Origin of the sequence: Nonomuraea sp. NPDC049649 (genome assembly GCF_040675175.1) — a bacterium.
Taxonomy (GTDB): domain Bacteria; phylum Actinomycetota; class Actinomycetes; order Streptosporangiales; family Streptosporangiaceae; genus Nonomuraea.
Map to the genome: position 1 here is coordinate 414,671 of NZ_JBFAOH010000001.1, position 16,822 is coordinate 431,492.

Genomic DNA, 16,822 nt, shown 5'->3' on the forward strand with positions numbered 1-16,822 from the left:
TGTGCAGTCTAGTGGAAAAATAGTGCACTGCACTGAGCCCTGTGTGGTGTACTTGGAGTACAACACAGTGAACTAAAGGAGGGCGAGAGGTGACCGCGGTGATCCTGGCGACCGCCTGCGCGGTGGTCTACGGCACGGCCGACTTCTTCGGCGGCCTGGCCACCCGGCGTTCGCGGGTGCTCGCCGTGGTCGGGCTCTCACAGCTCGCGGGGCTGGCGCTGATCCTGTCCCTGCTGCCCGCGCTGCCCGGCGTCTTCCAGGCCCCGTCCGTGCTCTGGGGGTTCGCCGCCGGGCTGTCGGGCGCGGCCGGGCTGGTGCTGTTCTACCGGTCGCTGGCCACCGGCGTGATGTCCGTGGTGGCGCCGACCACCGCGGTCACCTCGGCGGCGCTGCCGGTCGGGTTCGGGCTGCTGCAGGGCGAGCGCCCCGAGCCCGTGGCGCTGCTCGGCGTCGCCCTGGGGCTGGGAGCGGTGCTCCTGATCAGCCAGGACCACTCCCCGGACGGGAAGGGGTCCAAGAGTGCGGTGCTGACCGCGCTGGCCGCGGGTTCGGGGTTCGGCGGGTTCTTCATCCTGCTCGCGATGGCCTCGCCGGAGGCCGGGCTCTGGCCGCTGGCGGGCGCCCGGATCTCGTCGATCAGCCTGGTGCTGCTGCTGGCGCTGGCCACCCGCCGGGCACTGAGGCCGGCGTCCGGCTCGCTGGCCGTCATCGTGGCCGCCGGAGTTCTCGACATGACCGCCAACGTGCTCTATCTGCTGGCCCAGCAGAAGGGCATGCTGAGTCTGGTGGCGGTGCTGGTGTCGCTCTACCCGGCGAGCACGCTGCTGCTGGCCAGGCAGGTGCTGGGCGAACGGCTGCGGGCGATCCAGCTCGCCGGCGTGGCCTGCGCGCTGGGCGCGGTGGCGCTCATCGCCGCCTCATGAAAGATGGCCGCCCCGCACTCCGGGGAGCCGGGCGAGGAAAGTCAGGCGGCGGTCGGAGCCGCCTCGCGGAGCGCGCCCTCCTCGCGGGCGTACTCCTCCAGCATGCCCCGCAGCTGCTTGCGCCCCCGGTGCAGGCGGGACATGACGGTGCCGATGGGCGTGCCCATCCGCTCGGCGATCTCCTTGTAGGCGTAGCCCTCGACGTCCGCCAGGTAGACCGCCACCCGGAAGTCCTCGGGCAGCGCGCGCAGCGCGTTCATCACCGCGCTGTCGGGCAGCCGGTCGAGCGCCTCGGTCTCGGCCGAGCGCAGCCCGGTCGAGGTGTGCGACTCGGCGGCGTGCAGCTGCCAGTCCTCCACGTCCTCGGCGGCGGACAGCTTGGGCGAGCGCTGCTTCTTCCGGTAGTCGTTGATGAAGTTGTTGGTGAGGATGCGGTGCAGCCAGGCCTTGAGGTTGGTGCCCTCGCGGAACTGGTGGTAGGACGTGTAGGCCTTCGCCACCGTCTCCTGCACCAGGTCCTCGGCATCGGCGGTGTTCCGGGTCAGACGCATGGCGGACGCGAACAGCTGCGACGTCACGGGCACGACATCGCGCTCGAACCAATCCAGACGCTGCTCTTCGGTCATAGTGATCAAATCAATCCCCCTTGCGCTATCCCCCGTTGGCCACCGGCCGACTGACAGCGGTTCCATCGTCCCAAGGCCCGCGTAAGGGCCGCGTTAGGGGTACCGCGCTGGTCAGAGAGGTGAACAGTCCCTTGGCTCGCGGCGTGCGACATCACGTCCACGGCTGGACAAGTTTCATTAGCATAACACTATCCCTTCAAATCTGCGGAAAACGTGGCAAGTGTCACATGGGATAGCGTATGGACCATGGATTTCGTGGACCGGCACGCTCCGGCTACACGCCGCTGGGTGGCCGAGGCCGTCCGCAAGGTGGAGGCCGACGCCAACCGGAGCTGTGATACGCACCTGCACGTGTTTCCGCTGCCCTCTGAGTGGGGGGTAAACCTCTACCTGAAAGACGAGTCAGTGCACCCCACCGGTTCACTCAAGCACCGACTCGCCCGGTCACTTTTCCTGTACGGGCTGGCCAACGGCTGGATCGGCCCCAAGACCACGATCGTCGAGGCGTCCAGCGGATCCACCGCGGTGAGCGAGGCCTACTTCGCGCGGCTGCTCGGGCTGCCGTTCATCGCGGTCATGCCGGCCAGCACCTCGCCGGAGAAGATCAACCTCATCGAGTTCTACGGTGGCAAATGTCACCTGGTCGACGACCCCGCAGCGATCAACGAGGAGTCCCGCCGGCTGGCGGCCGAGACCGGCGGCCACTTCATGGACCAGTTCACCTACGCCGAGCGCGCCACCGACTGGCGGGGCAACAACAACATCGCCGAATCGATCTTCGACCAGATGAGCCTGGAACCGTACCCCGAACCCACCTGGATAGTGGTCGGCGCCGGCACCGGCGGCACCAGCGCGACCATCGGCCGCTACATCCGCTACCGCCAGTACGCCACCCGCCTGGCCGTGGCCGACGTGGAGGGCTCCGCCTTCTACCCCGGCTGGGTGTCCGGCGACTTCGAGGTCACCGCGCCGGGCTCGCGCATCGAGGGCATCGGCAGGCCCCGCATCGAGCCGTCGTTCCTGCCGACCGTGATCGACCGCATGATCGCGGTGCCCGACGCCCGCTCGATCGCCGCCATGCACTGGGTGCGCGAGGTCACCGGCCGCGACGTGGGCGGCTCCACCGGCACCAACGTCGCCGCCTGCGTGGAACTGATCAAGGAGATGCGGGCGGGCGGCCAGCGCGGCAGCGTCGTCACCCTCATCTGCGACAGCGGCGACCGCTACCGCGGCACCTACGGCAACCCCGCCTGGCTGGCGGACCAGGGCCTCGACATCTCCCCCCACCTCGCCGACCTCCGCACCTTCCTCCCCGCCTGAGAGTCAGCCGAGGCCGGCCGGCGCCTCACCCCCACCCCGACATCTCCCCACCTTCCTTCAGTCCGGGAGAGTCAGCCGAGGTCGGCCAGGGCCTCGCGGATCTGCTCATCGTCGGGGGCCAGCGCCGCCGCATGCAGAAGATCCGCCCGCGCCCCCTCCACATCACCCAGAGACCGCAGCGCGTAGGCCCGGTTGAACCGCACCTCGGCCCCGTCCTGCAACTCGATGGCCCTGGTCAGATCGGCCACCGCCGCGTGCGGGTCACCCTCCTCGAACGCCAGCGCCCCCCGCCCGGCCCAGGCCACCGCCAGATCCGGCGCCCGCTCCAGCGCCGAGTCGAACGCCTTGCGCGCCTCCACCAGGTCACCCCGGGCCGCCTCGATCTGCCCCAGCACGCTGAGCAGGAACGGGTTGCCGGGATCCCGCCCGACGTCCTCCTTGGCCCGGTCGAGCTCGTCCATGGCCACCAGCAGCCCGGCCCGGTTCACGTACGCGTCGGTGAACCCCGGATCCAGCTCGATCGCGTAATCCAGGTCGGCCAGCGCACCCGCCAGGTCGCCGCGCGCGTACCGCACCTCGGAGCGGTTGTAGTACGGCTCGGGGAAGGGCGGCCCGGCCCGCATGGCGCTCTCGTAGTCGGCCTCCGCCTCGTCCAGGCGCCCCAGCCGGTACAGCAGGTTCCCCCGGTCCACGTAGTAGTCGGGATAGCCGGGGTCGGCGGCGATCACCGCGTCCAGGTCGGCCAGCGCCGCCTCCGGCTCGCCGCGCGCGCCCAGCAGCTGCGCCCGGTTGGCCCGCAGCACCAGCCGGTGGATCGGGTGACCCGGCGCGAGGTCGCGTTCGCCCAGGTCGATGGCCTCCTGGACGAGCCGCATGGCCTCGTCGGCGCGGCCCAGCCGGACCTGCACGAGCGCCTTGCCGTTGAGGTCGAAGCCCAGGTGGAAGGCCCGCTCGCGCCGGTCGGGCAGCAGCGAGGTGAGCGCGATCGCCTGGTTGATCCAGGCCAGCGCCTCCTCGGGGTCGCGCCTGCCGTGGTCGTGGTGCCTGACCAGCAGCATCGCGGTCGCGTACGCCGCGGTGGCGAGGTTCTTGGGGTCCGTGCTGGCGCGCCGGCCGCGGTCGAGCAGCTCGCGCGCCTCGTCCTCGCGGTCGAGCGCGGCCAGCGCGGTGGCGGTCCGGTGCGCGAGCAGCCACCATTCCTCGCCGCCTTCCGGCAGCGAGGGCAGCAGCGCCGCCCCGGCCTCGGCCATCGCGTGGTGGAAGCCCTCGTTGCGGTATCGGTCCAGTTCAGGTCCGAGCGCGTACGAGGGAGCAGGATGCTCGGGGCCGGCCGGTTCGCGGACGATCGACAGGCCGGGCACCCGCCGTTCGAGCACGTCCATGAGCTGGAGGTCGGTCGGGTCGGCGTGTGCCGTGTTGACGACCCGCAGCTCCAGCGGCCCACCGGCCGCGGGGTGGGCGCGGACGAACTCCGCCAGCCCGTTCGCCAGCCGCAGCGTGCGCAGCGGCGCGGGCACCAGGATCCGCTCGCCCTGGGGCAGCCGGTCGGCCAGGGTCACCCGCCGGGCGGGCACCCGCGCGCGCAGCGCGGGCGCCACCGCCCGAATCTCGATGTCGTACGTGGAAAGAAGCTCGCCGCCCGCTTCGGGGACGAGCGCGTCCAGAAGCGCGGCCCCGAACGTGTAAGGGCCGCTCAAGCCACGATGGGCGTCGAATGTGATCCGTCTCAGGTGTGTCGCTCCCCCGGCGAAGAGAAAGGACCGAAAATCACGGCCCGTAAGTACAGAAATGAGGCGGGGCGGCGCCCCCACCCGCTAGCGCCGCGCCCTCTGCCATGGAGCAGGTCAGGCGGCGTGCTTCGGTGTTGCCGCCCCCACCATTTTGACGGTCCCGGGCTTGTGGACCACAAGCTTCTTCATGTTCGCCCTTTCGATCAATGACAGACAGACCGTCCAATATCAACACGGGTTTGGACAAACGACAAGGGCTAACATGAAAAACATTATTTCCGGATTAGTGACTTTCTAGTCGCCCAGGATGGCGTCCACGAACACCTCCGCGTCGAACGGCGCCAGATCGTCCGGCCCCTCCCCGAGCCCGACCAGCTTGACCGGCACGCCCAGCTCCCGCTGGACCGAGATGACGATGCCGCCCTTGGCCGTGCCGTCGAGCTTCGTCAGCGCGATGCCGGTGATGTTGACCACCTCGGCGAACACCTGCGCCTGGCGCATGCCGTTCTGCCCGGTGGTCGCGTCGAGGACGAGCAGCACCTCGTCGACCGTGGCCTTCTTCTCGATGACCCGCTTGACCTTGCCCAGCTCGTCCATCAGGCCGGTCTTGGTGTGCAGGCGGCCGGCCGTGTCGACGATCACCACGTCGGCCTTCTCCTCGATGCCCCGGGCCGCGGCGTCGAACGCCACCGAGGCCGGGTCGCCGCCCTCCGGGCCGCGCACCACGTCGGCGCCCACCCGGTCGCCCCAGGTCTGCAGCTGGTCGGCCGCGGCGGCGCGGAAGGTGTCGGCCGCGCCCAGCACGACCTTCTTGCCGTCGCCGACCAGCGAACGGGCCAGCTTGCCCGTGGTCGTGGTCTTGCCGGTGCCGTTGACGCCGACGACCAGCACCACCGCCGGGCGCTCACCGTGCTTGGCGACGTGGAGCGTCCGGTCGAGGCCGGGGTTGATCTGGGTGAGCAGCTGCTCGCGCAGCAGCCCGCGGACCTCCTCGGGCGAACGGCTGCCCAGGACCTTGACCTTGGTCTGCAGCTCCTCGACGATGGCGCGGGTCGGCGCCACGCCGACGTCGGCCGTGATCAGCTTCTCCTCGACCTCGTCCCACACGTCGTCGTCGAGACGGTCGCGGGACAGCAGCTCCAGCAGGCCGCGGCCGAGCGCGCTCTGCGACTTGGCCAGCCGGGAACGCAGCCGCACCATCCGGCCCGCCGACGGCGGAGGAACCTCCACCTCGGGGGCCTTGACCATCGGCTCGGCGGGCTTGGCCGGGGGCGGGATCGTCGTGGTCGCGCCTTCGGCCTCCTCGGCCGGTGGCTTCTCCTCCCTCTCCTCGGGAATCGGAGGGGCCTCCGGGGGTGGCGGCGGCGCCGCCTTGCCTCCCGGCCGGAAGAGCAGGAACAGGCCACCTGCCGCGATGAGGGCGACAAGGACCACGATCACGATCACGCCAAGGTAACCATCCACAAGATGTCAGTTTTCCAGATCATCTGACATGGTCAGGACCAGGGGCGCGCCGATCAGGCGGGTTCGCGCTCCCGCAGCCGCTGGCTGACCACCTGCGTCACACCGTCACCGCGCATGGACACGCCGTAAAGCGCGTCGGCGATCTCCATCGTGCGCTTGTTGTGGGTGATGACGATCAGCTGCGAGCTCTGCCGCAGCTCCTCGAAGAGCTTCAGCAGCCGCTGCGTGTTGGTGTCGTCGAGCGCGGCCTCGACCTCGTCCATCACGTAGAACGGCGACGGCCGCGCCTTGAAGATCGAGATCAGGAACGCCACCGCCGTCAGCGACCGCTCGCCGCCCGACAGCAGCGACAGCCGCTTGACCTTCTTGCCCGGCGGCCGGGCCTCGACCTCGATGCCGGTGGTGAGCATGTCGTCGGGGTCGGTCAGCACCAGCCGTCCCTCGCCGCCGGGGAACACCCGGGTGAAGATCTGCTCGAACTCGCGCGCCACGTCCTCGTAGGCCGAGGCGAACATCTGCTCCACCCGCTCGTCGACCTCCTTGACCACGGTCAGCAGGTCGCGGCGGGTCTTCTTCAGGTCCTCCAGCTGCGAGTTGAGAAAGGCGTGCCGCTCCTCCAGCGCCGCGAACTCCTCCAGGGCCAGCGGGTTGACCTTGCCGAGCTGGTTCATCTGCCGCTCGGCGGTGCGGGCCCGCTTCTCCTGCTCTTCTCGCACGTACGGGACGGGCGGGTCGCCCGGCACCGGCGCGTCCGGGCCGTACTCGGCGACCAGGGACTCCGCCTCCACCCCGAACTCCTCCAGCGCCCGCTTCTCGAGCTGTTCCAGGCGCATCCGCTGCTCGGTGCGGGCCATCTCGTTGCCGTGGACGCGGTTGACCAGCTTGTCGAGCTCCTGGCCCAGCTCGCGGACGTGCACGCGGACCTGCTTGAGCTCGGCGTCGACGGCGACCCTGGCCAGCTCCGCCTCGTCGCGCTCGCGGGCGGCCAGCTCGACGGAGGTCGCCAGGGCCGTCAGGACCTTCCTGGCGCCGTCGCTGACGGCCTGGGCCACGTCGGCCTGCTTCCGCCTCCTGGCGCGCTGTGCGGCCGCCTGGGCGCGTTCCTGGCGTTCCCGCTGGGCTGCCCTCATCAGGCCGTCGGCGCGGCCCTCGATGCCTTTGACGCGCTCCTCGGCGGTGCGGACCGCCAGGCGGGTCTCCATCTCGCGCTGCCGCGCGGCCTCGGAGGCGGCGGCCAGCTCGTCGCGCTGGTCGGTGGTCGGCTCGCTCTCCAGCTCCTGCGCGTACTCGGCCTCGGCCAGCCGGATCTCCAGCTCCGCCAGCTCCTCCAGCCCCTCGGCCCGGGCCTCCTGAGCTGCGGCGACACTCCGGGTCAGGCGCTCGGCCTCGTCCCGGGCTGCCTCCGCGGCGGCCTCCAGCTGGGCCAGCCTCCGCGCGACCGCGGCCGTCGCCTGGTCGGCCTCCCGCTGCCTGGCCCGCACCTGGTCGAGCTCCGCCTGGGCCGCGTTCACCTGCCCCTGCGCGGTGCCGACGGCGGCCTGCGCCTCGCTCACCGCGGCCTGCGCGGCCTCCAGCGCCGCCTGAGCGGCCTGCTCCGCCTCGACCGCCTCGTCCAGCCCCGCGGCCGTCTGCGCCGCGTGCGTCTCGGCGTCCTCCAGATCGGCCACCGCGTCGTCGAGCGCCGCCCGCACCTGCAGCACGGACGTCCCGCCCTCGGACCCGCCCGCCGCGACGTGCGCCCCCACCAGGTCGCCGCCGGTCGTGACGGCCCGCAGCCCAGAATGCTCCTCGACCACCCGCCGCGCGGTCTGCAGATCATCGACGACCACGACCCCGCCGAGCACCCGATCCAGCGCCCCCCGCAGATGACCGGGCACACTCACCAGCTCAGCCGCCCACCGCCCCCCACACGGCGCCTCCCCGGCGTTACCCGAACCCACGGAGCGCACGCCGGAACCACTTTCACCGACCGCGGAGCGCCCGCCGGGCCCGCCCTCATCGCCTGCGGAGTCACCAGGGCCCGCCACCAGGAGGGTGGCCTGACCGGATTCCTTGAGGCGCAGCAGTTCCAGGGCCTCCACGGCGGTGGCGACCGACTTCACCGCGATGGACTCGGCGACCGGCCCGAGCGCCGCCGCGACCGCGAGCTCAGCTCCGGGCGTGACCTGCATGACCGCCGCCAGCGGCCCCAGCACCCCCGCCAGGTCGGTCTCCAGCAGGGCCGCGCCGCCGTCGCCCTTGGCCAGCCCGAGTTCGAGGGCGTCGCGCCGGGCCCGCAGCGCCGCCACGGCCTGCTGGGCCTCCTGATCGGCGGACCTGGCCGTACCGACGGCGGCGCGGGCCGCCTGGAGCGCCGCACGCGGCCCCGCCAGCGCCGCCTCGGCCTCCGCGACGGCGGCGCGCGTCTCCTCGGCGACCGCGCGGGCCTCCTCGACCCGCGCCTCGGCGACGGCCAGCTCCTCGGCCAGCGCCGGGTCGATCTCCGGCTGCTCCTCCCGCTCCGCCTCCAGCTCCTCGCGGGCCTGCCGCTCACGCTCGCGTGCCTCGGAAACGGACCGCTCCAGCCGTCCGATCTCCTCCTCGGCGGCGCGCGTCCTGCTCCGTACGGAGTCGACCTGGCCGCGCAGCTTGGCCAGGCCCTCACGGCGGTCGGCGGCGGCCCGGGCGGCCAGCGCGAGCCGGCGTTCCTCGGCGGCCAGCTCGGCCTCGGCCTCGGACCGGCGCCGCACGGCCTCCTCCAGCAGCTCCTCGGCCTGTTCCAGCTCGGCGCGGAGGATCTGCTCGCGCTCGCGGACCTCGGCCGCCTCGCGTTCGAGGTCCTCCGGGTCACGGCCGCGGCGCTCGATGGCGGCGGCGTCGAGGGCGTGGCGGTGGCGTTCGGCGGCGAGCTGCTCCAGGCCGGTGATGCGCTCGCGCAGGGAGGACAGCCGGTAGTAGGTCTCCTGGGCGGCGGCCAGGCGCGGCTGGGTCTCGGCCTCGGCCGTCTCCAGCGCGGTCTCCCGCTGCTGGGCCTCGGCCAGCGCGGCCTCCACCTGGGCTCGCCTGGCGAGGATGGCGGCCTCGTCGGCGGCCTCGCGCTCCAGCTTCTCGCGGAGCCTGCAGACGTCGTCGGCGAGCAGCCGCAGCCGGGCGTCGCGCAGGTCGGCCTGGATGACGGCGGCCTTGCGGGCGATCTCCGCCTGGCGGCCCAGGGGCTTGAGCTGGCGGCGCAGCTCGGTGGCGAGGTCCTGCACGCGGGTCAGGTTGGCCTGCATCGCGTCGAGCTTGCGCAGCGCCTTCTCTTTACGCTTGCGGTGTTTCAGTACGCCCGCGGCCTCTTCGATGAACGCCCGCCGGTCCTCGGGGCCGGCGTGCAGCACGGCGTCGAGCTGGCCCTGGCCGACGATCACGTGCATCTCGCGGCCGATGCCGGAGTCGGACAGCAGCTCCTGGATGTCGAGCAGCCGGCAGGTGTCGCCGTTGATCGCGTACTCGCTCTGCCCCGACCGGAACATCAGCCGGCTGATCGTCACCTCGGTGTAGTCGATGGGCAGCGCGCCGTCGGTGTTGTCGATGGTCAGCGTGACCTCGGCCCGGCCGAGCGGCGGCCTGGACGAGGTGCCGGCGAAGATGACGTCCTCCATCTTGCCGCCGCGCAGGGACTTGGCGCTGTGCTCGCCCATGACCCAGGCGAGGGCGTCGACGACGTTGGACTTGCCGGAGCCGTTGGGGCCGACCACGCAGGTGATGCCCGGCTCGAACCGCAGGGTGGTGGCGGAGGCGAAGGACTTGAACCCGCGCAGGGTGAGGGTCTTCAAGTACAAGCCACGGACCCCCTTCCCGCCTGGACGGACTCCGGAAAAGACTACTGGTCCCGGCTCCCCGTCGCGTGCGGGTACAGCCAGGACCAGCGGGAATCCCGTCGAGAAGGAACTCGACCGTCTCGAATCAGAACATTTTCTCGAATGACGCCAAATAACAAGGGACGCCTCCGGGAGACGTCCCTAATCTTGCGCTCCGATCACTCTCAGGTGAGTGCCGGCTCGCGCTCCTGCATGCGGCTGATCGCCTCGTCGCGGGTTTGCGCCGCAAGAGCGTCATTCTGGGCCTGGAGTCGGATGAGTTCTGCCTCCAGGTCACGGATGCGCTGCTGCAAGCGGCGCATTTCCGAGACCATACGAGGGTCAGGACCGCCGACGTGGCCGAATAGAGCCTTCGCCATGGTAATGGGTCCTCCACGCTGAGTGACCAGACTGGTTCGCGCACTTCGTTATTCCGCGGGAGGGGTGCGCGTTGGTACCTAACAAGAGTCGCACCGGCAGTGTGGGCGGTCAAGTCGAAGCGACTGTTGGAACCCACCGGCAGGCACTCCCGATATATAACTATACCCTATTTGCACGGTTTAACGAAAGCGCCTACCTCTCCACAAAACCACCCAAACTACCTCGGGCTTCGCTCCAACGTTCCACTACTCCATCGACCTTTCCCGGCGTGTCGCAACCTCTCAGCGCGTCCAGGAGCTTGACGCAGGCGTCGCGGGGCCCCTCCGCCACGACCTCCACCCGGCCGTCCTCCATGTTCCTCGCCCACCCGGTCAGGCCGAGCTCCAGCGCCCTGGCCCTGGTCCACCAGCGGAACCCGACCCCCTGCACCCGCCCGCGCACCCACGCCGTCAGCCGCACATCGCTCATTCCAGTGATTCCTCTCACAATCCCCCCACTGCCCCTCGGCGTTTGGCCCGCCTTGAGGTTGGTGGGAGTGACTCACATCACGCCGCCATCGCCCTCGCTCCGAGAGCGTGCCCGGCCGCCGCCTCGCGGAACGCCCTGATCGCCGCCGTCTCCGTGTCCTTGACCCAGGCCAGCCCGAGAATCGACGGAGGCAGCCCGGTGACGGGGACGAAGCCCACGTCGGCGCGCCGGTGATGGGCCGCCGTGGGCGCGCAGAACAGCATGCCGCCGCGGCCGAGCGCCACCTGGGTGAGGCCCTCCTGAACGGTCGTCACCGTACCCGCCCGGGGAATCGGCCGCCCGGAAGGGGTCACGGAGGGTGTCACCCGCTCCCGCCACGCCGCCGGCGCCGGGCCGCCGAGCCCGATCAGGGGCAGCCCGGCCAGCTCCTCGGCGTCCACAGCGGCCCGCCCGGCCCACGGATGCCGTACGGAGACGCCCAGCTCACGGGAGACCCGGTTCAGCCCCTCGCCGGTCACCAGGTCGGGCTCGTCCACCGGCAGCAGCGTGAACACCAGGTCCAGCCGCCCCGCCCGCAGCCCGCCGAACGGGTCCGAGAACGGGATCTCCACCAGCTCCACCGCGCACCCCGGATGGCGGCTCTCGAAGGCCCGCACGCTGCCCGTGACCACGTCCGTGGGCGTGGCCAGGAAGCCCACCCGGAGCACGCCGGTCACCTCGCGGGCGGCCCGCCTCGCACTTTCCACCGCGCGAGCCAGGCCGTCGTAGGCGGGCCGCAGCTCGGCCAGGAACCGCTCGCCGAGAGGCGTCAGGCTGACCCGCCGGCTGGTCCGGTGGAAGAGCCGGGCCCCGATCCTGCTCTCCAGGGAACGCGTGAGCTGGCTCACCCGGCCCGGCGACAGATACAGGCGCTCGGCCGTACGGGCGAAATGCAGCTCCTCACTGAGCACGACGAAGCACTCCAGCTCCCTGAACTCCATCCCGTCCTCCGCTGATCGTTTAGCCTGACTCAACCAAGCCTCCGGCCTTCGCGATTGTTCCCGCCTACGGTGCGGCGCGAGTCTGAGCGGCATGACCATGACCGTCGACTCCGCCACCGGGAGGGCCCGGTGGCTCGCCGTGACCACGGTCGCGGTGGGCACGTTCACCATCGTGACCAGCGAGATGCTGCCCGTCGGGCTCCTGACGTCGATCGCCGCCGACTTACGCGTGTCCGAAGGCACGGCGGGGCTGATGATGACCGTTCCCGGCCTGGTCGCCGCCGTCTCGGCGCCTGTGCTGGCGGTGGCCGCCCGCGGGCTGGATCGGCGTCTCACGCTGCTGGGGCTGATGGCCCTGCTGGCCGGCGCCAACCTGGTGGCCGCGCTGGCCACGGACTATCTCGTCATGCTGGCCGCCCGGGTGCTGACCGGGGTGAGCATCGGCGGGTTCTGGGCCTTCGCAGCGGGTCTGGGCGCGCGGCTGGTGCCGGAGCGGTCCGTCGGCCGGGCCACCTCGGTCATCCTGTCGGGCGTGTCGGTCGCGTCGGTGCTGGGCGTCCCGGCGGCGGCCTTCGTCTCCTCGTTCGCGAGCTGGCAGGCCGCCTTCGCCGCCGCCGGCGTGCTGGCGCTCGTCCTGGTGGCTCTCCTGGCCGCGACGCTGCCCCCGCTCCCCGGCACCACCCCGGCCCGCTCCGGAACCGTGCTGGCATCCAGCGCCTCCCGGAATCCCTCTCGCCGCCGCGTGCCGCGGCCGCTCAGGGTGGTCCTCGTGCTGACCGTCCTGATGGTGTCCGGCCACTTCGCGGCCTACACCTACGTGCGGCCGTTCCTGGAGCAGGTCGCGGGCGCGGGTCCCGCCTTCGTCGGCGTCGCTCTCCTGCTGTACGGGGTCGCCGGCGTGGCGGGGAACTTCGCGGCCGGGGGCCAGGCGGCCAAGCGGCCCAGGGCGGTGCTCGTCACGCTGGCGGTCCTCATGGCCGCGGCCACGGCGGCGCTGCCGCTGGCCGGGCTCCCCCTGGCGGCGCTCGTGGTGTGGGGCCTCGGCTACGGCGGGCTGGGCGTGACCCTGCAACTGTGGATCATGCGGGCGGGCGGCGGCGAGTTCGGCACCGCGCTCTTCGTCGGCGCGTTCAACGTCTCCATCGCGCTCGGCGCGTTCGCGGGCGGCCGGGTGGCCGACGGCATCTCGGTTCCCGCCGTGATGTGGCTGGGCGCGGCGCTGGCCGCGGTCAGCGTGGCCGTCGCTGGCATCTGGGGCAGAAGTACGAGGAGCGGTTCATGAACGCCTCCCGCCTGATCGGGGTGCCGCAGCGGGAGCAGGGCAGGTCGCGGCGGCCGTAGACCTCCAGCGAGCGTTCGAAGTAACCGCTCTCGCCGTTGACGTTCACGTACAGGCTGTCGAACGAGGTGCCGCCCTGGTCCAGGGCGGCACTCATGACCTCGCGCACGGCCGCGAGCAGTTCGGCGATCTTCGGCCGGGTGAGCGTCTCGGTAGGCCTGGCCCAGTGGAGCCGGGCCATCCAGAGCGCCTCGTCGGCGTAGATGTTGCCGACGCCGCTGATCAGCGACTGGTCGAGCAGCGCCCGTTTGATCTCGGTGCGCCTGGCCCGCAGCCGCCGGGCGAACTCGGCGTCGTCGAACGCCTCCTCGAACGGGTCGGGCGCGATGTGCGCGATCGGCTCGGGCACACCGCCCGTCAGCGGCGTGAGCATCACGTGACCGAACGTCCGCTGGTCGACGAAGCGCAGGTCGGGGCCGCCGTCCTCGAAGCGGATCCAGACCCGCAGATGCTTCTCCGGCGGCGTCTCCCGCCGCACCACGAGCAGCTGCCCGCTCATCCCGAGATGGGCCAGGATCGCCTCCTCGGCGCCCGACAGCGGCAGCCACAGGTACTTGCCGCGCCGTTCGGCCGACAGCGGCACACGGCCCTTGAGCCCCTCGGTGAACGCGTCAGCGCCCGGCAGATGACGCCTGATCGCCCGGGGGTGCAGCACCTCCGCGGCGGAGATCTCCCGGCCGACGACCCACTGCGCGAGGCCGCGCCTGACGACCTCGACCTCCGGCAACTCGGGCATACGACTATCCCACCCTCTGGACCCGCCGGCCGTGCGGCCGGACGGTCAGCTCGCCGGCTGGCTCTCGCGCTGCTCGCGGCGGGCCCTGATGAGGGTCCACGCGGCCTCGGCGGCCTGCTGCTCGGCCTCCTTCTTGCTGCGGCCGGTGCCCGTGCCGTACGTCTCGCCGCCCACCCGCACCTCGGCGGTGAACGACTTGGCGTGGTCGGGGCCGCTCTCCTCGACGTGGTATTCGGGCACGCCGAGCGCCTCCGAGGCGGTCAGCTCCTGCAGCGAGGTCTTCCAGTCGAGCCCGGCGCCGAGCGAGGCCGAGCGCACGATCAGCGGGTCGAAGAGCTGGTGGACGACCCGGAACGCCTCGTCCAGGCCCTTGTCGACGTAAACAGCGCCGATCAGCGCCTCCAGCGTGTCGGCCAGGATCGAGGACTTGTCGCGCCCGCCGGTGCCCTCCTCGCCCCGGCCCAGCCGCAGGAACCGGCCGACGCCGAGCCCCCGGGCCACGTCGGCCAGGGCACGCATGTTGACCACCGCGGCCCGCAGCTTGGCCAGCTGGCCTTCGGGCAGGTCGGGGTGGTTGTGGTAGAGGGTGTCGGTGACCACGAGACCGAGCACCGAGTCGCCCAGGAACTCCAGGCGCTCGTTGGTCGGCAGGCCGCCGTTCTCGTACGCGAAGGAGCGGTGCGTGAGCGCCCGCTCCAGGATGTCGGGGTCGAGCGCCACCGACAGGACTCGCTCGAACTCGTCTCTGGCGACCTCGACGGCCACCGGCTTAGGACCTGCGCCCACGTGCTTTTCCTCCTCGGACATCTCCACATGGCGCGACGGCTGCGGGTGATGCCCGAAAACGTGGTGGGCGTCGGGGGATCCGATCCCCGGCGTCCACCACGACCGCGGGCGAGACCGCCACCGCACACCTCTGCGACGGCAACACCGACCGGGGCACAATGGCACCCGGCCGGAATCACGTCAACTTCAGCGGATCAGGCGGACGGCTCGACGACCTGACGCCGGTTGTAGGTCCCGCAGCTGGGGCACGCGATGTGCGGCTGCTTGGGAGAGCGGCACTGCGGGCAGCTCACCAGGGCGACAGCAGTCGTCTTCCACTGGGAGCGACGGGCGCGGGTGTTGCTCCGCGACATCTTTCGCTTCGGGACGGCCACGTCACTTCTCCTGATCGTTATCGTTCTCGGTCAACAGACCCTGCAACGACGCCCAGCGGACGTCGATCTTCTCGTGCCGGTGGTCTTCGCCGGCCTCGGCCAGCTTGATCCCGCACTCCGTGCACAGCCCCCGGCAGTCGTCCTGACAGACGGGGCTGAGCGGCAGCGCGAGCACCACCGCGTCGCGGAACGTCGGCTCGAAGTCGAACAGCTCCCCGTCGAGCAGCGAATCCTCCTCCGAGGCGTCCTCGTCGGAGTAGAAGAACAGCTCCTGCAGGTCGACCTCGATGTCTGACGACACCGGGTCCAGGCACCGCGCGCACTCGCCGGACAGCGGCGCGTGCGCCGTGCCCGAGACGAGCACGCCTTCCATCACTGCTTCGAGCCGGAGGTCCAGCTCGACTTCGGCGTCTTTGGGGACGCCGATCATGTCGACACCGAGATCCGCCGGTGCCGGCAGGACCAGGGAGAGCTCGCGCATCGTGCCCGGCCGCTTCCCCAGGTCGTGGGTGGAGATCACCCAGGGGGAGCGGGGGTCGAGGTGCTGAGTCATCCTGCTCTCGCTAGGCATGGCGAAACGCCGTCGTACAAGGCCGAAAAGAAAGAATACCAGGTCGTCGTCAGGCCTTGAGCCGCTCGGCGAGCAGCTTGTTGACCAGGTCCGGGACCAGGCCGGACACGTCCCCGCCGTACCGGGCGATCTCCTTCACCCGGCTCGACGACAGGAACGAATACTCGGGGTTGGTCGGCATGAAAAGCGTCTCCACGCCCGACAGCCGGAAGTTGAGCTGCGCCATCTGAAGCTCGTAGTCGAAGTCGCTGACCACCCGGATGCCCTTGACGATGGCCGGGATGTCGTTCTGCTTGCAGAAGTCGACCAGCAGGCCGTGGAACTTCTGCACCTTGACGTTGGGGAACTCCTTGGTCACGGTCTGGAGGATCTCGATGCGCTCATCGACCGTGAACAGGCTGCTCTTCTCTATGTTGATGAGCACGGCGACGACGACCTCGTCATACAGCCGCGCGGCTCGGGCGATGATGTCGAGGTGGCCGTTGGTGATGGGGTCGAACGACCCCGGGCAGACTACGCGGCGCAAGACGCCTCCTCTTCACGAGCGGTCAATCCCCGGCGGCGCGACCGTACCAAACGGCCGCTTCACCGTAACGACGGACCCTCTCCTCAATGAAGCCATCCGGCCACATCAAGGGCTTCCCCCTGCTTTCCCGCTCAAAAGCCACCAAAGCCCCAGGCGCCAGCCAGCCGTGGTCCCGCAGCGCCTCCAGGACCCTTCGGACCTCCTCGTCGCCCACGGTGTACGGAGGATCGGCGAACACGATGTCGTACGGCTCCGCGCACGGCTTGGCCAGCACCCGCTCCACCCGGTCGGCCGCCACCCGGGCGCCGTCCAGCCCGAGCGCCGCCACGTTCGCCCGGATCGTGCGCACCGCCCGCGGATCGGACTCCACCATCAGCGCGTGCGCCGCCCCCCGCGACAGCGCCTCCAGGCCGACCGCCCCCGACCCGGCGTACAGGTCCAGCACCCGGGCGTCCGCCAGCCCGTAGAGCGAGTCGAGCGTCAAGAAAACGCCTTCGCGCGCCCTGTCGCTGGTCGGTCTCGTGCCGCGGCCCGACGGCACCTGAAGCCGCCGCCCACCTGCGACGCCCGCGATGATCCGAGTCATGGACGCCATTGTTCCGCATGTCGGCGCAGGTCAAGAGTGGACAAGTGTCGGCCTCGACTGCGCAAGGGTGATTCACACCGGTGGGCTCGGTGAGCAAGATGAGTTCTGCGGCCTTCGAGGTGACCCAGAGAAGGCCGTCCGGCGTGATCGTGAGCCCTTCCGCACGCCGGTACCCTCGGCACCTGACCCGA

The 16,822-nt window shown here is 71.0% G+C and carries 16 protein-coding genes; 3 read left to right on the forward strand and 13 right to left on the reverse strand.

Translation table 11 applies throughout. The annotated features are described in order from the left end of the window. The first annotated feature begins 89 nt into the window (after positions 1-89). Positions 90-923 carry a DMT family transporter gene (locus AB0J42_RS01990; protein ID WP_364287458.1) on the forward strand — a complete coding sequence of 278 codons (834 nt, stop codon included), beginning with the start codon at positions 90-92 and terminating at the stop codon, positions 921-923. A 41-nt stretch (positions 924-964) separates the two neighbouring features. Here AB0J42_RS01990 and AB0J42_RS01995 read toward each other — a convergent pair whose 3' ends face one another. Beyond that, complete coding sequence (locus tag AB0J42_RS01995) at positions 965-1,549, reverse strand: sigma-70 family RNA polymerase sigma factor (RefSeq protein WP_364287461.1); 585 nt, start codon at positions 1,547-1,549, stop codon at positions 965-967. Positions 1,550-1,795: 246 nt separating this feature from the next. Between AB0J42_RS01995 and AB0J42_RS02000 the strand changes: the two genes are divergently transcribed. Then, entirely contained in the window at positions 1,796-2,869 is a 1,074-nt protein-coding gene (locus AB0J42_RS02000) for a PLP-dependent cysteine synthase family protein (RefSeq protein ID WP_364287464.1), read from the forward strand. Between the two features lie 71 nt (positions 2,870-2,940). On the opposite strand, the gene AB0J42_RS02005 is transcribed toward AB0J42_RS02000, so the two are convergent. From AB0J42_RS02005 to AB0J42_RS02030, 6 genes are all read right to left on the reverse strand, one after another. Continuing rightward, positions 2,941-4,566, reverse strand: a complete 1,626-nt coding sequence (locus AB0J42_RS02005; protein ID WP_364287467.1) for a tetratricopeptide repeat protein — start codon at positions 4,564-4,566, stop codon at positions 2,941-2,943. 327 nt (positions 4,567-4,893) lie between these two features. Continuing rightward, entirely contained in the window at positions 4,894-6,063 is a 1,170-nt protein-coding gene (gene ftsY, locus AB0J42_RS02010; protein WP_364287470.1) for a signal recognition particle-docking protein FtsY, read from the reverse strand. A 53-nt stretch (positions 6,064-6,116) separates the two neighbouring features. Then, the gene (locus AB0J42_RS02015) at positions 6,117-9,866 is read right to left on the reverse strand and encodes an AAA family ATPase (RefSeq protein WP_364287473.1); all 3,750 of its coding nucleotides are present in this window, start codon (positions 9,864-9,866) and stop codon (positions 6,117-6,119) included. A 203-nt stretch (positions 9,867-10,069) separates the two neighbouring features. Next, the gene (locus tag AB0J42_RS02020) at positions 10,070-10,264 is read right to left on the reverse strand and encodes a hypothetical protein (protein WP_364287475.1); all 195 of its coding nucleotides are present in this window, start codon (positions 10,262-10,264) and stop codon (positions 10,070-10,072) included. 193 nt (positions 10,265-10,457) lie between these two features. After that, positions 10,458-10,733 carry an acylphosphatase gene (locus AB0J42_RS02025; RefSeq protein WP_364287478.1) on the reverse strand — a complete coding sequence of 92 codons (276 nt, stop codon included), beginning with the start codon at positions 10,731-10,733 and terminating at the stop codon, positions 10,458-10,460. A gap of 77 nt (positions 10,734-10,810) precedes the next feature. Continuing rightward, positions 10,811-11,713: a LysR family transcriptional regulator gene (locus tag AB0J42_RS02030; protein ID WP_364287481.1), complete on the reverse strand. Its 903-nt coding sequence runs from the start codon at positions 11,711-11,713 to the stop codon at positions 10,811-10,813. Positions 11,714-11,804: 91 nt separating this feature from the next. On the opposite strand from AB0J42_RS02030, the gene AB0J42_RS02035 reads away from it, so the two are divergent. Further along, a complete protein-coding gene (locus AB0J42_RS02035; protein WP_364287484.1) occupies positions 11,805-12,995 on the forward strand; it encodes an MFS transporter in 1,191 nt (396 codons plus the stop codon). Here the strand turns inward: AB0J42_RS02035 and mutM are convergent. The 6 genes from mutM to rsmD all read right to left on the reverse strand — a co-directional run bounded on the left by mutM (position 12,943) and on the right by rsmD (position 16,631). Beyond that, positions 12,943-13,788, reverse strand: coding sequence for a bifunctional DNA-formamidopyrimidine glycosylase/DNA-(apurinic or apyrimidinic site) lyase (mutM, locus tag AB0J42_RS02040; protein WP_364287487.1), 846 nt, complete (start codon positions 13,786-13,788; stop codon positions 12,943-12,945). The two genes, AB0J42_RS02035 and mutM, sit on opposite strands and share 53 nt — an antisense overlap. Before the next feature lie 45 nt (positions 13,789-13,833). Then, positions 13,834-14,553, reverse strand: coding sequence for a ribonuclease III (gene rnc, locus AB0J42_RS02045; RefSeq protein ID WP_364288180.1), 720 nt, complete (start codon positions 14,551-14,553; stop codon positions 13,834-13,836). 215 nt (positions 14,554-14,768) lie between these two features. Further along, entirely contained in the window at positions 14,769-14,948 is a 180-nt protein-coding gene (gene rpmF / locus AB0J42_RS02050; RefSeq protein ID WP_184960388.1) for a 50S ribosomal protein L32, read from the reverse strand. Position 14,949: 1 nt separating this feature from the next. Beyond that, positions 14,950-15,501, reverse strand: coding sequence for a YceD family protein (locus AB0J42_RS02055; RefSeq protein WP_364287491.1), 552 nt, complete (start codon positions 15,499-15,501; stop codon positions 14,950-14,952). A 67-nt stretch (positions 15,502-15,568) separates the two neighbouring features. Continuing rightward, a complete protein-coding gene (gene coaD, locus AB0J42_RS02060) occupies positions 15,569-16,045 on the reverse strand; it encodes a pantetheine-phosphate adenylyltransferase (protein WP_364287494.1) in 477 nt (158 codons plus the stop codon). A 22-nt stretch (positions 16,046-16,067) separates the two neighbouring features. Continuing rightward, positions 16,068-16,631 carry a 16S rRNA (guanine(966)-N(2))-methyltransferase RsmD gene (rsmD, locus tag AB0J42_RS02065; RefSeq protein ID WP_364287497.1) on the reverse strand — a complete coding sequence of 188 codons (564 nt, stop codon included), beginning with the start codon at positions 16,629-16,631 and terminating at the stop codon, positions 16,068-16,070. Positions 16,632-16,822 lie beyond the last annotated feature (191 nt).